This window comes from Streptomyces sp. VNUA24, from assembly GCF_029167005.1.
In the GTDB taxonomy this organism is placed as follows: domain Bacteria; phylum Actinomycetota; class Actinomycetes; order Streptomycetales; family Streptomycetaceae; genus Streptomyces; species Streptomyces scabiei.
The window spans coordinates 741,055-755,369 of record NZ_CP119143.1; the positions used below are offsets into that span (position 1 = coordinate 741,055).

Here is a 14,315-nt window from a genome sequence, read left to right on the forward strand (position 1 = left end):
AGGAAGCCTCAAAAGGTCGCAGCTCTGGAGGTCGGCTTGCAGGAGTACGCCGGATACGTCTTCGTCTACTTCACCGGCGAGGGAAGCCCGGACGGTGAGCGGATCCGGTTCGCGCTCAGCCGGGGGAACGACCCGTTGCGCTGGCGCGAGCTGAACGGCGGGGCGCCGGTGCTCACTTCGGACGTCGGCACGGGCGGGCTGCGCGATCCCTTCCTCGTGCGCGCCCCGGAGGGTGACCGCTTCTACCTGATCGCCACCGACCTCAGGATGCACGGGGAGCCGGACGGCGACTGGGACCGGGTGCAGCGCACCGGGAGCACCTCCCTCATGGTCTGGGAGAGCACCGATCTGGTGCACTGGACCGACCGTCGACGGGTGCGCGTCGCCCCCGACACCGCCGGCAACGTCTGGGCGCCCGAGGCCGTTCACGACCCGGAGCGGGGCGAGTTCGTCGTCTTCTGGGCGTCCAAGCTGTACGCGCGGGACGACCCGGACCACACCGCCGACACCCACAACCGGATGCTGTACGCGACCACCCGCGACTTCCGTGTCTTCAGCGAGCCCCGGCTGTGGAACGACCCCGGCCACTCGGTGATCGACTCGACCGTCGTCCGCCACGACGGCACCTACTACCGCTTCACCAAGGACGAGCGCGGCAACTCCCCCGCCGCTCCCGGCGGCAAGTTCATCACCGTGGAGAAGGCGAAGGAGCTGCGCGCCACCTCGTACGACTTCGTGGCCGACCGGATCGGGCACGGGGCGGTCGAGCAGGGTGAGGGACCGATCGTCTTCCGGTCCACCACGGACGACCGCAGGTGGTACCTGTTCGTCGACGAGTTCAGCGGGCGTGGCTACGTACCCTTCGAGACCACCGACCTGGACTCCGGGCGGTGGACGCCCTGTGCGGAGTTCGCGCTGCCGCCCGGCGCGCGCCACGGCTCGGTGCTGCCGGTGACGCGGGCCGAGTACGAACGGCTCCTCGCCGGGTACGCGCCGGCGGCGTCCGTCGTCGACGCCGACGTACCGGAGGGCCTGAAGGCGTACGCGCTCGTCGACCGGGCCGCGTCCAGGGTCGTCCTGCCCCTGCACCCGGGGGCCGGACTCGACGCTCTCGCGCCGGAGTTCACCCTGTCGGCGGGCTCCCGGATCGATCCTCCGTCCGGCACCCCGCGCGACTTCCGCACCCCGCGGGAGTACACCGTCACCGCGGCCGACGGTACCGCCCGCACCTGGACGGTCGAGGCGGTGCCGATGCGCAGCCCTCTGCTGCCGGGTCTGTACGCCGACCCCAACATCCAGGAATTCCACGGCCGTTACTACATCTATCCGACGACGGACGGCTTCGAGGGCTGGGGCGGCACCCGCTTCGAGGTGTTCTCCTCCGACGACCTGGTCACCTGGGAGAACCACGGCGTCGTCCTCGACCTGGAATCGGACGTGAGCTGGGCGGACCGCCACGCCTGGGCACCGGCCGCCGGAGAGCGCGACGGGTCCTACTACTTCTACTTCTGCGCCGACCAGCAGATCGGTGTGGCCGTGGCCGACAGCCCGACCGGCCCCTTCCGGGACGCCCTGGACCGGCCGCTCGTCGCGCGCGACGACTACGCGGGCCAGATGATCGACCCGGCCGTCTTCCGGGACGACGACGGCACCGCGTATCTCTACTGGGGCAACTGCGAGGCGTACGGCGTCCCGTTGAACGAGGACATGGTGTCCTTCGACCCGGCGCGGGTGCGCCGGTTCACCCCGGAGAACTTCCGTGAGGGGGCCTTCGTCGTCAAACGGCGGGGCGTCTACTACTACATGTGGTCGGAGGACGACACCCGCAGCGAGGACTACCGTGTCGCCTACGCCACCGGCCCCACGCCGCTCGGCCCGTGGACCGAGCGGGGCGTGATCCTGCGCAAGCGCCCGGAGTACGGGATCCTCGCCACCGGCCACCACACGGTCGTGAACGTGCCCGGCACCGACGACTGGTTCATCTGCTACCACCGGTTCGCGGTCCCGGGCCCCGGCACTGCGCGCGGTGACGGCGTGCGCCGGGAGTCCACCCTGGACCGGCTGGTGTTCGCGGCCGACGGCTCGATCGAGGAGGTCGTGCCGACGCTGGAGTCCATCGCGCCGGTGGCCCGCCCGAGGTGATCCGGGCGGCGGCCGGGACCACGGTCCGGTGGCCCGGTCGGCGCCCCGCGGTCAGTCGTGCGGCGCCTGTCCGCTGACCCGGTGGTCCGCGTGGCTGAGGGCCTCCACGACCAGCCGTCTGAGGTGGCCGTCGGCGAGGCTGTAGTAGATGTGACGCCCCGCGCGGCGGGTGTCCACCAGCCCGGCGAGCCGGAGCTTCGCCAGATGCTGGCTGACCGCCGTGCGGGAGGCCTCGCAGCGGTCGGCCAGGGAACCCACGTCCGACTCGCCCTGGGCGAGCAGCCACAGCAGATGGAGCCGGGTGGCGTCGGAGAGCATCGCGAACACGCCGGTCGCCTCGGCGAGCCGCGCGCTGTCGGGGGCCCGCAGATGCGCACCGGACGCAGCTGACACGGCGTGGCGTTCTGGCATGGGCCCAGCGTAGGCGTTCCGGCCGCGGGTCGGGGCGTCATGTACCGGAGCGCCCTCATGTGCGCACGTGCGCACATGAGGGCTACACTCGTGCGTACCGACACCCGACCGCTCGACGTCCCGCCGAGGGGAGCCGTCCGTATGCTCGCCGTTCTGCGTCATCGCGCCTACCGGCGGCTGTTCGCCGCCCAGGTCGTCGCTCTCGTGGGCACGGGGCTCGCGACGGTCGCCCTCGGACTGCTGGCCTACGATCTCGCGGGCGCCGACGCCGGTTCCGTCCTCGGGACGGCCCTGGCGATCAAGATGGTGGCGTACGTGGTGATCGCCCCGGCCGTCGGCGCGGTCGCCGACCGGCTGCCGCGCCGGGCGCTCATGGTGACGGCCGATCTGGTGCGCGCCGCGATCGCCGTGTCCCTGCCGTTCGTCGGCGAGGTCTGGCAGGTGTACGTGCTGGTGTTCCTGCTGCAGTCCGCCTCGGCCGCGTTCACGCCCACGTTCCAGGCCGTCATCCCCGACGTACTGCCCGAGGAGCGCGACTACACACGGGCGCTGTCGATGTCCCGGCTCGCGTACGACCTGGAGAGCCTCCTCTCCCCCGTCCTCGCGGCCGCCCTGCTGTCCGTCGTCACCTACGACCGGCTGTTCACCGGCACCGTCCTCGGTTTCCTCGCCTCGGCCGCGCTGGTGCTCTCGACCGCGCTGCCCGAGCGGCCCGCCCCCGGCCGCCCCCGCGCCGACGGCGTGTACGCCAGGGCCACGGCCGGCACCCGTCTCTCCCTCGGTGTCCCCGCGCTGCGGGCCCTGCTCGCGCTGAACCTCGCGGTCGCGGCGGCCGGTGCGATGGTGACGGTCAACTCGGTGGTCTACGTCCGCGAGGTGCTGGGCCTGTCCGCGGGCTCCGTCGCGGTGGCGCTCGGGGCGTACGGTGCCGGGTCGATGGCCGTGGCCCTGCTGCTGCCGCGTGTCCTGGACAGGATGTCCGACCGGACGGTGATGCTGCCGGGCGCGCTGTCCCTGCCCCTCGTCTTCGCCGGACTCGGCCTCGTCACGGCCGCCCGGGACGGGATGTGGCGGCTGCCCGCGCTGCTGCTCCTCTGGGCCGCGTTCGGCGCCGCGTCCTCGGCGGTGCTCACCCCGGCCGGGCGGCTGGTGCGACGCTCGGTGGCGCCCGGGGACCGTACGGCCGCGTTCGCCGCGCAGTTCTCCCTCTCGCACGGCTGCTGGCTGCTGACGTACCCGCTGGCCGGATGGCTGGGAGCGGCGGGGCTGGGCAGGGCGGTGTTCGCCCTGGGGGCGATCGCCCTGGCGGCGGCCGTGCTGGCCGTCCGTCTGTGGCCGCCGGCGCGGTCGACGGCCGGCCTGCCCGCGGCTCCGGCGCCGACGGACCACGTGCACGCGGATCTCCCGCTCGGCCATCCCCATCTGGTGGGTGCCCTGCGCGTGCCGACGGGCTGGCGGCACAGCCACGGACACCTCGCCGACGGACTGCACGCCCGGTAGCGCGGCGGCCCGGGGACGGCGACGATCGCCACGACCTGCCCGCGAGCGGTGTGGTGCCCGGCGGTAGGCTCCGGGCAGTGCCGTCGCGGGGGCGGCGGCAGGCGAGTCGAGGAGTGCCATGGCGAGGCCGCCCGAGGAACTGCTCCATCTGCTGAGCCGGGCGGAGCGCCTGTCCGTACGCCGAGTCCAGTCCGTGCTCGACGAGTTCGACTGTTCGGTGGAGGCGTGGCGCGTCCTCGACCTGCTCTCCGACGAGCACGGCCATCACATGACGGCCCTCGCCGAGCACGCCTTCCTGGCGGCGCCGAGCCTGACCAAGCTGATCGACCAATTGGTGGACCAGAACCTGGTGTTCCGTCGCGTCGACCCCGTCGACCGGCGCCGCGTCCTGGCCCATCTCACCCCGCGCGGCAGGCAGCGGTGGCAGCTGCTCGCCGGTGAGGTGCGCGCCGGCTGGACCGGGTCGGAACCGCCGCTCGACGACGAGGACGACAGACAGCTCGGCATCCTGCTGGACCGGCTGGCCCTCGCCCTGGAGGAGGGCGGGGGCGCCGAGGGCCGGGGCGGGGTCAGCGCAGGTCGTGCGGAGCGCGCAGCTGGGCGAGGACGGTGAAGTCGTACCCGTCCGCCCGCGCCAGGTAGATGCGCTGGCGGACGTGGCGTCCGTCCAGGCCCAGCAGTCCCCGTGGGCCCTCGTACGTGACGGTGTCGGCGACCGCTCCGATCCTCGTCACGTCCGCGGCGCCCGCCCGTTCGGCCAGCGCGGCCAGCAGCAGGACCCCCTCGTAGCAGGACTCGCCGAAACTGCCCGGGACCGGTGCCTCCAGGCCGAAGCGGGCGGTGTACTGCCCGAGGAAGTCCAGGGTGTTCCGGTCGGCGAGCGAGGCGAAGTAACCGGCGGCGCTGTACAGGTCGAAGGTGTCCTCGGGGCCGCCGCCCAGCAGCATGTTCTCGTCCATCAGCGTGCTCAGCCGCAGGCATCGCCGGTCCAGCCCGGCCGTGGCGAAGGCCCGGTTGAAGCGGACCGCGTCGCTGCCGACCAGGAGCATCAGGACCCCGTCGGCGTCGGCCCGCTCGATACGGCGCAGCACGCCCTCGAAGTCCTCGGTGCCCAGCGGCAGATACACCTCACCGCCGACCCGGCCCCGGCACGCGCGGGCGTAGCGCCGGGCCGCCCGCGCGGTGCGGCGGGGCCAGACGTAGTCGTTGCCGACGACGAACCAGCGGCGGATCCCGCGTGACTCGGCGAGCAGCCGCATGGCGGGCAGCAGTTGCCAGGACGGCGTCTCGCTCGTCATGAAGACGCCCTCGGTGCGCTCCCCGCCCTCGTACAGGGCCGTGTAGACGTAGGGCACCCGGTGGGCGATCCGCGGGGCCACGGCCTGCCGTACGGAGGAGATGTGCCAGCCGGTGACGCCCTGCACCACGCCCGCGGCGACCAGGGACTCGACCTCCTCGGCGACCCGCCGGGGCTCGGCTCCACCGTCGACCTCGACCAGCCGCAGCTCCCTGCCCAGCACTCCCCCGGCCTTGTTGACCTCCTCGGCGGCCAGCCGCGCGCACGCCCCGCAGGTGGGGCCGAAGAGGCCGGCGGGGCCGCGCATCGGGTAGACGAGCGCGACGCCGAAGGCCGAGGGGTCGGCCCTGTGCCACGGTGGGGTGTGGAGACGCGGGGGTGGCCCGTTCATGGGCTCATGATGGCGTGACCGTCATCGGCACCCCAGGTGCTGCCCACGGATCGAGACCGACGCGGGTCGCACGGCCGGCGCCCCGGACAGCGATCGGGTCATGAGGCGGGCGCGTCGGGAGCCGGTGTGCGGTCCGTCGTCCACTTCTCCTCGATCCGCGCGAACCGCCACACCAGCAGGGCGACCGCCCAGGTGACGAGGAACAGGCCGACGACGACGTAGCCGACCGCGTTGAGGTCGAGGCCGGCGATCCCGTCCCAGAACGGACCGTGCAGGCCGGCCTTGGCGGCGACGAGCCCGAGCAGTTCGACGGTGCCGATGACGAGGGCCACGGCGACCGAGAGACCGGTGACGGTGAGGTTGTAGTAGACCTTCCGCACCGGCTGGGAGAACGCCCAGCCGTAGGCGAAGTTCATGAACGTGCCGTCGATCGTGTCGAGGAGGGACATGCCGGCCGCGAACAGGACGGGCAGGCACAGGATCGCGTACCAGGGGAGCCCGGAGGCGGCGCCCGAGCCGGCCAGGACCAGGAGCGCGACCTCGGTCGCCGTGTCGAAGCCCAGACCGAAGAGGAAGCCCAGCGGGTACATCTGCCAGGGGCTGGTGATCGACCTCGTCAGGCGTCCCAGGAGGCGGTTCATGAAGCCCCGGCTGTTCAGCCGCTCCTCCAGCGCCGCCTCGTCGAAGGAGCCCGAGCGCATCTGGCGGAACACCTTCCACATGCCCACCATGACCACCAGGTTGACGATCGCGATGACGTACAGGAACGTCCCCGACACGGTGGTGCCGATCCAGCCGGCGACGTCGTGCAGCCCGGAGCCGTCGTCGCGCACGGGGTCCGCGAGTGCCTTGACGCCGACGGTGAGCAGGAAGGTGAGGGCGAGGACGACGGAGGAGTGCCCGAGGGAGAACCAGAAGCCGACCGACAGCGGGCGCCGCCCCTCCCCCATCAGCTTGCGGGTGGTGTTGTCGATGGCGGCGATGTGGTCGGCGTCGAAGGCGTGGCGCATCCCCAGGGTGTAGGCGGTGACGCCCATGCCGATGCCGAACGCCTTTCCGCCGACGCTGTAGTGCTCGGGGGCGACGAGCACGACCAGCGTGAACCAACCGATGACGTGCAGCGCCAGGACGAAGCCCGCCATCCCGCCGAGGTTCGCCCACTCCCCGCGCGTCAGCGCGGCACGGATGCGGCGCCGGGAGGCAGAGCCCCGGTCGGTCGCGGCCGGAGGGGCGGGGTCGGTGAGGGGAGCCATGGGGCGTGCGCCTTCTCTCGGGGGCGGGCCGGCGCCGCGCCGGTGATGTCGAGCCCTCTCACACTGGTGCGAGCATCTGGTAGCTGCAAGAAGGTCGCAGTAAAGCTCGTGTCAGGTTTCGGTCAGGTGAGGGTCGGTCAGGTGGGAACGAGGCGGAGAACTCCAGGTCGGTGGGGCGTGCGCCGGGGTGTGAGCTGTTGCACGGCGTCCGCGCGCCCCTCGTCTCCGCTTGTCAGCGCCCTTATCCGGGCACTACTGTCACCACGCCTTGGTGAACGGGAAATCCGGTGTGATGCCGGTGCGGCCCTCGCCACTGTGATCGGGAAGTCCGGCTCCAGTCCTCGCGGACAGCCACTGGGTCCTTGTGAACCGGGAAGGCGGAGCACGGGCGGTGGTACCCGTCAGCCAGGAGACCGGCCAAGGCGCGTCAACCATCCACGAGGTGCTGGAGAGGGTCTGCTGAGCCATGCACATAGCCGAGGGTTTCCTTCCCCCGGCGCACGCGATCGCCTGGGGTGTCGCGTCCGCGCCGTTCGTCGTCCACGGAGTCCGGGCTCTCTCCCGTGAGGTCCGGGAGCATCCCGAGAGCACCCTGCTGCTCGGCGCCTCCGGAGCCTTCACCTTCGTCCTGTCCGCGCTGAAACTGCCGTCGGTCACCGGAAGTTGCTCCCACCCCACCGGCACCGGGCTGGGCGCCATCCTGTTCCGGCCGCCGATCATGGCGGTGCTGGGCACCATCACCCTGCTCTTCCAGGCGCTGTTGCTCGCGCACGGCGGCCTGACCACGCTCGGCGCCAACGTCTTCTCGATGGCGATCGCGGGCCCCTGGGCGGGCTACGGCGTCTACCGGCTGCTGCGGCGGTTCGACGTGCCGCTGATGGTCACGGTGTTCTTCGGCGCGTTCGTCGCCGACCTGGTCACCTACTGCGTCACCAGCGTGCAGCTGGCGCTCGCCTTCCCGGACCCGAGCAGCGGTGTGCTGGGCGCGCTCGGCAAGTTCGGTTCCATCTTCGCCGTCACGCAGATCCCGCTCGCGGTCAGCGAGGGACTTCTCACCGTACTGGTGATGCGTCTGCTCGTGCAGTCGAGCAAGGGCGAACTGACCCGGCTCGGCGTGCTCCTGACGGGCGGCCGCGACGGCGCCGGGGCCGAGTCCGAGACGAAGGCGGTGGCCCGGTGAACCGGAACACGAAGATCAACCTCCTGCTGCTGCTCGTCGTGGCCGCGCTCGCCGTCCTGCCGCTGGCCCTCGGCCTCGGCGACCACAAGAAGGAGCCGTTCACGGGCGCCGACGGCGAGGCGGAGACCGCGATCACGGAGATCGAGCCGGACTACCGGCCCTGGTTCTCCCCGCTGTACGAGCCGCCGTCGGGTGAGATCGAGTCCGCTCTCTTCTCGCTGCAGGCCGCGCTCGGCGCGGGCGTCCTCGCCTACTACTTCGGCCTCCACCGGGGCCGGCGGCAGGGCGAGGCCCGGGCCCGGGCGCAGCTGGACGGGGCGGACACCGGCACAGTCGCGGCTTCCACGGCGGAGGCTGGGGCCGGGGCGGGCGCGACCGGCGTGGAACGCGCGGCCGGCGGAACCACCGGGGAGAACTCCCCCACCGGGCGGGTCTGACCCTCGTGCTGCCGATCGACGCGGCGGCGCACAGCAGTCGCTGGCGCCACCGCCATCCCGTGGACAAGGCCGTGCTCGGGCTCGGCCTCACCGTGCTCGCCATCTCCCTGCCGCCCTGGCCCGGCGCGGCGCTGGTCCTGTCGGCCGCGCTCGTCGTGCTGCTGGGCCCGGCGGGCGTCCCCGGCCGCCGGCTGTGGCGTGCCTACCGGGTGCCGCTGGGGTTCTGCGTGACCGGCGCGCTGCCGCTGCTCGTCCAGGTCGGCGGGCCCGAGGGGTTCGTCACCCTGGCCGACGGCGGTCCGGTCCGCGCCGGGGAACTGCTGCTGCGCACCTCGGCCGCCTCCCTCGGCGTCCTGCTGTTCGCCTTCACCACACCCATGTCGGACCTGCTGCCGCGGCTGGTGCGGGCGGGAGTGCCCGCGCCGGTGGTGGACGTCGCGCTGGTCACGTACCGGATGAGCTTTCTCCTGCTGGACTCCGTGCGCCGGATCCGGGAGGCGCAGGCGGCCCGGCTCGGGCACACCACGCGGGCCGCGACCTGGCGTTCGCTCGCCGGTCTCGGCGCCACCGCGTTCGTGCGGGCCTTCGACCGGGCGGCCCGGCTGCAGACCGGCCTCGCCGGGCGCGGGTACGACGGCACGCTGCGCGTCCTGGTGCCCGAGGCCCGGATATCCGCCCGTTTCATCGGCGCCGGCATCGCGCTGCTCGCCGCCCTCGCCGCCCTCACCTTCGTCCTGGAAAGGCCGCTGACATGAGCGACCCCGTGCTGGTCACCCTGCGGGGCGCCTCCTTCGCCTACGAGGACGGCCCGGTCGTGCTCGACGGCCTCGACTTCGAGGTGGGCGAGGGGCGTGCGCTCGCCCTGCTGGGCCGCAACGGCAGCGGCAAGACGACACTGATGCGGCTGCTCAGCGGCGGACTGCGGCCCCGTACCGGCGAACTCGCGGTCGAGGGGCGGCCGGTGACGTACGACCGCACGGGGCTGACCCGGCTGCGGACGACGGTCCAGCTGGTCGTCCAGGACCCGGACGACCAGTTGTTCGCGGCGTCCGTCGCGCAGGACGTCTCGTTCGGCCCGCTGAACCTCGGGCTGTCCGACACCGAGGTGCGGGCCCGGGTGGACGAGGCGCTCGGCGCGCTCGGCATCGGCGCCCTGGCCGACCGGCCCACCCACCTGCTCTCCTACGGCCAGCGCAAACGGACCGCCATCGCGGGCGCGGTCGCCATGCGGCCCCGGGTCCTGATCCTCGACGAGCCGACGGCCGGGCTCGACCCCGACGGGCAGGAACGCCTGCTCGCCACCCTGGACGGGCTGCGCCGGTCCGGCACCACCGTGGTCATGGCCACGCATGACGTCGACCTCGCCCTGCGCTGGGCCGACGACGCGGCCCTGCTCACCCCGTCCGGGGCGCGCACGGGCCCGGTGGCCGAGATGCTGGCCCGCACGGACCTCCTCCGGCAGGCCGGGCTGCGGCTGCCCTGGGGCATCGCCGTCGCCGAGTTGCTGCGCGAGCAGGGCCTGCTGGCCGACGACGCGGCCGGACCGCGCACCCCCGAAGGGCTGGCGGCCCTGGCTCAGGTCCGCAGGCCGTAGACGCGGACGGCGGTGCCCGCGAAGACCTCCCGGTGTTCCGCCGGGCCGAGTCCGGACAGCAACTCCGCCGCCGTGTCGAGGACTTCGCGGTAGTCCGAGGCCAGCCGGCAGACGGGCCAGTCGGAGCCGAACATCAGCCGGTGCGGGCCGAAGGCGTCGAGCAGGGTGTCGGCGTACGGGCGGAGTCCGGCGACGGACCAGTTCCTCCAGTCCGCCTCCGTGACCAGGCCGGAGAGCTTGCAGACGGTGTTGGGGAGGGCGGCCAGGCGTCGTATCTCCCCGGCCCACGGCCGCAGTTCACCGGTGGCGACGGGCGGCTTCGCCGCGTGGTCCAGGACGAAGGTGAGGTGCGGGAGGCGGGCCGCCGCCTCCACCGCGGCCGGCAGCTGGTGGGGCTTGACCAGCAGGTCGTAGACCAGTCCCGCGTCCGCGACGGCGGCCAGGCCCCGCAGCACGTCCGGGCGTACCAGCCAGCGGGGATCGGGTTCGCCCTGCACCTGGTGGCGGATGCCCACGAGGTGCTCGCCGCCCGGCTGTTCACGCAGCCCGGCGAGGGCGGCGCCGGCCTCGGCGGAGGTGAGGTCGGTCCAGCCGACGACCCCGGCCACCAGGTCGCTGCCCGCGGCCAGGGCCAGGAACTCGGGGGTCTCCTCCGGCACGGTGACCGTCTGCACCAGCACGGTGGCGGTGACGCCGGCCGCGCGCGCCTGCGGTTCCAGGTCGCGGAGAGTGAAGTCGCGGCGGAGCGGAGCGAGTTCGGGGCCGGTGATCCAGTCCTGGTCGCGGACGGAGAGGTCCCACACATGGTGGTGGGCGTCGACGATCCCGGTGGGCGGGGCGGGCGTGCCGGCCGGTGTCACTGCTCCCACACCGGGACCTCGCGGTGGGCCGCCTCGTACTCCTCGACGCGGTCGGCGCGGACCCTGGTGTGCAGGGCGACCCTCACGACGGCTCCTTCTCCTCGGCGGGCGTTTCGGCGGGTACGGGGGCGTCCGGGGCGATGAGGCGGGCCGCGCGCAGTTCGTCCCAGAGGGCGTCCGGCACGGGGTGCCGGCACTGCCGTACGGTGTCGCGGACCTCGTCGGACGAGCGGGCGCCGGTGAGGACGCCGGCGACCGCCGGGTGACCGAGAGGGAAGCGGAGGGCGGCGGCCCGCAGCGGCACGCCGTGGCGTTCGGTGACCTCCTTCAGGCGCAGGGCCCGCTGGAGCACGGGTTCGGGGGCGGGGGCGTAGTCGTAGGTGGCGCCCGGCCTCGGGTCGGTGAGCAGACCGGAGTTGAAGACGCCTCCGATGAGGACGCTCCGGCCGCGGGCGGCGGCCTCGGGGAGCAGTTCGGTGAGGCCCTCCTGTTCCAGAAGGGTGTAGCGGCCGGCGAGGAGGACGACATCGATGTCGGTCTCGCGGAGGAAGCGGGCCGGGAGGGCGGTCTGGTTCATGCCGACGCCGATCGCTCCGACGACGCCTTCGCCGCGCAGTTGTTCGAGGGCCGGGTAGGCCTCGTCGAGGGCCTGGTCGGCGTGGTCGTCGGGGTCGTGGAGGAGGACGACGTCCACCCGGTCCAGGCCGAGGCGCTCCAGGCTGGCTTCGAGGGAGCGGCGGACACCGTCGGCGCTGAAGTCCCAGACGCGGCGCAGGGTCGCGGGGACCGCGAAGCCGTGGGCCAGGTCGTCGATCGGACCGCCGTCCTCGGCGGGCACCAGCAGACGTCCGACCTTGGTGGAGACGGTGTAGCCGTCCCGGGGGCGCTCGCGCAGGGCGGCGCCCAGGCGCCGTTCGGAGAGGCCGAGGCCGTAGTGGGGTGCCGTGTCGAAGGCGCGGATCCCGGCGTCCCAGGCGGCGTCGACCGCGGCGGCGGCCTCCTCGTCGGAGACGGGCCGGAACAGGTTGCCGATGCCGGCGGCCCCGTACGCCAGCTCGGTGACGCGGACGGCGGTGCGGCCGAGGGTGCGGGTTCTCATGAGCCCACCGGGCGCAGCCGCAGGCCCTGCATTCCGCCGTCGACGGCCAGGGCGGTGCCGGTGACGGAGGCCGCGGCGGGGCTCGCCAGGTAGGCGATGGCCGCGGCGACCTCGTCGGCGGTGACCAGGCGGCCCAGGGGCTGGCGTGCGTTCAGGGCGGCGCGCTCGGCCTCGGGGTCGTCGGCGGCGTCGAGGAGGCGGCCGACCCAGGGGGTGTCGGCGGTGCCGGGGTTGACGCAGTTGACGCGGACGCCCTCGCGGACGTGGTCGGCGGCCATGGCGAGGGTGAGGGAGAGCACGGCTCCCTTGCTGGCGCAGTAGAGGGCGCGCTGCGGCAGGCCGGCGGTGGCGCCGATGGAGCAGGTGTTGACGATGGCCGCGTGGAACGATTCCCGCAGGTGGGGCAGGGCGGCGCGGCTGGTGCGCACGATACCGAGGACGTTGACGTCCAGGACGCGGTGCCACTGTTCGTCGGGGTTGTCCTCGACGGTGCCGATGGCGCCGATGCCCGCGTTGTTGACAAGGATGTCGAGACCGCCGAGCCGCTGGACGGCGTCGGCGACGGCGGCCCGTACGGAGGTGTCGTCGGTGACGTCGGCCTTCAGTCCGAGCAGGGGGGCCGGTGCCCCGGCGGGGTCGAGGTCGAACACGGCGACGGCGGCGCCCCGGGCGGCCAGCAGCCGGGCGGTGGCGAGCCCGATGCCGGACGCGCCTCCGGTGACGATCGCCCTGAGTCCCGCCAGTTCCCCGCTCGGCCCGGTGGGTCCGGCCGTCGGTCCGGTCGGTGCGTCCGTCTGCCCGGTCATGCGACTTCCTCTCGTCCGGCGAGGTCGGCGGCCCAGAACGTGCCGTCGGGGTAACGGTATTGGGCGATCGACGCCGGATGCATGGTGGCGGAGAATCCGGGGGTCAGAGGGGCGACGTAGTGGCCCTCGCGCATCACCACGGGTGCGGTGAAGTGCTCGTGGAGGTGGTCGACGTACTCGATGACCCGGTCGTCGGTGGTGCCGGACAGGGCCAGGTAGTCGAACATCGACAGGTGCTGGACCAGTTCGCACAGGCCCACGCCCCCGGCGTGCGGGCAGACGGGGACGCCGAACTTCGCGGCGAGCAGCAGGATCGCCAGGTTCTCATTGACGCCGCCGACGCGGGCCGCGTCGATCTGGAGGACGTCGAGGGCGCCGGCCTGGAGGAGTTGTTTGAAGACGATGCGGTTCTGAACGTGTTCGCCGGTCGCGACCTTCACGGGGGCGACCCCCCGGCGGACGGCGGCGTGACCGAGGATGTCGTCGGGGCTGGTGGGTTCCTCGATCCAGTACGGGTCGAACTCGGCGAGCGCCCGGGTCCACTCGACGGCCTCGCCGATGTTCCACCGCTGGTTGGCGTCGATGGCGATGCGCACGCCGGCGCCGACGGCGGCGCGGGCGGTACGCAACCGGCGGACGTCGTCGTCGAGGTCGGCGCCGACCTTCAGCTTGATCTGGGTGAAGCCGTCGGCGACGGCCTGCTCGGCCAGCCGGGTCAGCTTCTCGTCGGAGTAGCCGAGCCAGCCCGGCGAGGTGGTGTAGCCGGGGTAGCCGCGCTCCAGCAGCCGGCTCTCGCGCTCGGCGAGCCCCGTACGGCCCCGCCGGAGCAGGTCCAGGGCCTCCTCGGGGGTGAGGGCGTCGGCGATGTAGCGGAAGTCGATCTGGGAGACCAGCCACTCGGGTTCGGCGTGGGCGAGCAGCTGCCACAGGGGCCGGCCGGCGCGTTTGGCGGCCAGGTCCCACACGGCGTTGACGACGGCGCCGACGGCCATGTGCATCACGCCCTTCTCGGGGCCGAGCCAGCGCAGCTGGCTGTCGCCGATCAGGTCGCGGTTGACCGAGCCGGGGTCGGCGCACAGCTCCTCGACCGAGCGGCCGACGACATGGGGCCGCAGGGCGCCGATGGCGGCGACCTGGACGTCGTTGCCGCGCCCGATGGTGAAGGTGAAGCCGTGCCCTTCGAGGCCGTCCCCGGCGTCCGTGCGCAGGACGACGTAGGCGGCGGAGTAGTCGGGGTCCGGGTTCATGGCGTCGGAGCCGTCCAGTTCCCGCGAGGTGGGGAACCGGATGTCGTAGGTGTCGACCGCGGTGATCCGGGCGGGGGTTGCTGTCACGGGGGTGCCTT

14 protein-coding genes and 1 riboswitch are annotated in these 14,315 nt (G+C 73.2%); of the genes, 7 read left to right on the forward strand and 7 right to left on the reverse strand.

Annotated features, from left to right (window positions below):
• Positions 1-36: 36 nt before the first annotated feature.
• Entirely contained in the window at positions 37-2,142 is a 2,106-nt protein-coding gene (locus tag PYR72_RS02990) for a family 43 glycosylhydrolase (protein WP_275453719.1), read from the forward strand.
• Positions 2,143-2,193: 51 nt separating this feature from the next.
• On the opposite strand, the gene PYR72_RS02995 is transcribed toward PYR72_RS02990, so the two are convergent.
• Complete coding sequence (locus PYR72_RS02995) at positions 2,194-2,553, reverse strand: metalloregulator ArsR/SmtB family transcription factor (RefSeq protein ID WP_275453720.1); 360 nt, start codon at positions 2,551-2,553, stop codon at positions 2,194-2,196.
• 141 nt (positions 2,554-2,694) lie between these two features.
• Here PYR72_RS02995 and PYR72_RS03000 point away from each other — a divergent pair, with 141 nt between their 5' ends.
• Both PYR72_RS03000 and PYR72_RS03005 read left to right on the forward strand, forming a co-directional pair.
• Complete coding sequence (locus tag PYR72_RS03000) at positions 2,695-4,053, forward strand: MFS transporter (protein ID WP_275453721.1); 1,359 nt, start codon at positions 2,695-2,697, stop codon at positions 4,051-4,053.
• 118 nt (positions 4,054-4,171) lie between these two features.
• Entirely contained in the window at positions 4,172-4,666 is a 495-nt protein-coding gene (locus PYR72_RS03005; RefSeq protein WP_275453722.1) for a MarR family transcriptional regulator, read from the forward strand.
• Here the strand turns inward: PYR72_RS03005 and PYR72_RS03010 are convergent.
• Together PYR72_RS03010 and PYR72_RS03015 are read right to left on the reverse strand one after the other, a co-directional pair.
• The gene (locus tag PYR72_RS03010; RefSeq protein ID WP_275453723.1) at positions 4,623-5,741 is read right to left on the reverse strand and encodes a substrate-binding domain-containing protein; all 1,119 of its coding nucleotides are present in this window, start codon (positions 5,739-5,741) and stop codon (positions 4,623-4,625) included. The two genes, PYR72_RS03005 and PYR72_RS03010, sit on opposite strands and share 44 nt — an antisense overlap.
• A gap of 98 nt (positions 5,742-5,839) precedes the next feature.
• Entirely contained in the window at positions 5,840-6,916 is a 1,077-nt protein-coding gene (locus PYR72_RS03015; protein WP_343245558.1) for a HoxN/HupN/NixA family nickel/cobalt transporter, read from the reverse strand.
• A gap of 308 nt (positions 6,917-7,224) precedes the next feature.
• Positions 7,225-7,431: riboswitch (cobalamin riboswitch) on the forward strand.
• 29 nt (positions 7,432-7,460) lie between these two features.
• Between PYR72_RS03015 and PYR72_RS03020 the strand changes: the two genes are divergently transcribed.
• The 4 genes from PYR72_RS03020 to PYR72_RS03035 are packed head-to-tail and all read left to right on the forward strand — an operon-like array spanning position 7,461 to position 10,205.
• Positions 7,461-8,174: an energy-coupling factor ABC transporter permease gene (locus tag PYR72_RS03020; RefSeq protein ID WP_275453725.1), complete on the forward strand. Its 714-nt coding sequence runs from the start codon at positions 7,461-7,463 to the stop codon at positions 8,172-8,174.
• Positions 8,171-8,611: an energy-coupling factor ABC transporter substrate-binding protein gene (locus tag PYR72_RS03025; RefSeq protein ID WP_275453726.1), complete on the forward strand. Its 441-nt coding sequence runs from the start codon at positions 8,171-8,173 to the stop codon at positions 8,609-8,611. Before PYR72_RS03020 ends, PYR72_RS03025 begins: the two co-directional genes overlap by 4 nt.
• A 5-nt stretch (positions 8,612-8,616) precedes the next feature.
• Positions 8,617-9,366: a cobalt ECF transporter T component CbiQ gene (cbiQ, locus tag PYR72_RS03030; protein WP_275453727.1), complete on the forward strand. Its 750-nt coding sequence runs from the start codon at positions 8,617-8,619 to the stop codon at positions 9,364-9,366.
• Entirely contained in the window at positions 9,363-10,205 is an 843-nt protein-coding gene (locus tag PYR72_RS03035) for an ATP-binding cassette domain-containing protein (protein WP_275453728.1), read from the forward strand. Before cbiQ ends, PYR72_RS03035 begins: the two co-directional genes overlap by 4 nt.
• Here PYR72_RS03035 and PYR72_RS03040 read toward each other — a convergent pair.
• The 4 genes from PYR72_RS03040 to PYR72_RS03055 all read right to left on the reverse strand — a co-directional run bounded on the left by PYR72_RS03040 (position 10,187) and on the right by PYR72_RS03055 (position 14,304).
• Positions 10,187-11,065, reverse strand: coding sequence for an amidohydrolase family protein (locus PYR72_RS03040; protein ID WP_275460321.1), 879 nt, complete (start codon positions 11,063-11,065; stop codon positions 10,187-10,189). The genes PYR72_RS03035 and PYR72_RS03040 overlap by 19 nt on opposite strands.
• A gap of 82 nt (positions 11,066-11,147) precedes the next feature.
• Positions 11,148-12,164: an aldo/keto reductase gene (locus PYR72_RS03045; RefSeq protein ID WP_275453729.1), complete on the reverse strand. Its 1,017-nt coding sequence runs from the start codon at positions 12,162-12,164 to the stop codon at positions 11,148-11,150.
• Complete coding sequence (locus PYR72_RS03050; RefSeq protein ID WP_275453730.1) at positions 12,161-12,970, reverse strand: SDR family oxidoreductase; 810 nt, start codon at positions 12,968-12,970, stop codon at positions 12,161-12,163. The genes PYR72_RS03045 and PYR72_RS03050 overlap by 4 nt, the downstream gene beginning before the upstream one ends.
• The gene (locus PYR72_RS03055) at positions 12,967-14,304 is read right to left on the reverse strand and encodes an L-fuconate dehydratase (RefSeq protein ID WP_275453731.1); all 1,338 of its coding nucleotides are present in this window, start codon (positions 14,302-14,304) and stop codon (positions 12,967-12,969) included. The genes PYR72_RS03050 and PYR72_RS03055 overlap by 4 nt, the downstream gene beginning before the upstream one ends.
• Between the last annotated feature and the right edge of the window lie 11 nt (positions 14,305-14,315).

Bases quoted from the DNA above. Each gene is read 5' to 3' on its own strand.
- PYR72_RS02995 (WP_275453720.1), bottom strand. From the start codon at position 2,553: ATGCCAGAACGCCACGCCGTGTCAGCTGCGTCCGGTGCGCATCTGCGG.
- PYR72_RS03000 (WP_275453721.1), top strand. From the start codon at position 2,695: ATGCTCGCCGTTCTGCGTCATCGCGCCTACCGGCGGCTGTTCGCCGCC.
- PYR72_RS03005 (WP_275453722.1), top strand. From the start codon at position 4,172: ATGGCGAGGCCGCCCGAGGAACTGCTCCATCTGCTGAGCCGGGCGGAG.
- PYR72_RS03010 (WP_275453723.1), bottom strand. From the start codon at position 5,741: ATGAACGGGCCACCCCCGCGTCTCCACACCCCACCGTGGCACAGGGCC.
- PYR72_RS03020 (WP_275453725.1), top strand. From the start codon at position 7,461: ATGCACATAGCCGAGGGTTTCCTTCCCCCGGCGCACGCGATCGCCTGG.
- PYR72_RS03035 (WP_275453728.1), top strand. From the start codon at position 9,363: ATGAGCGACCCCGTGCTGGTCACCCTGCGGGGCGCCTCCTTCGCCTAC.
- PYR72_RS03045 (WP_275453729.1), bottom strand. From the start codon at position 12,164: ATGAGAACCCGCACCCTCGGCCGCACCGCCGTCCGCGTCACCGAGCTG.
- PYR72_RS03050 (WP_275453730.1), bottom strand. From the start codon at position 12,970: ATGACCGGGCAGACGGACGCACCGACCGGACCGACGGCCGGACCCACC.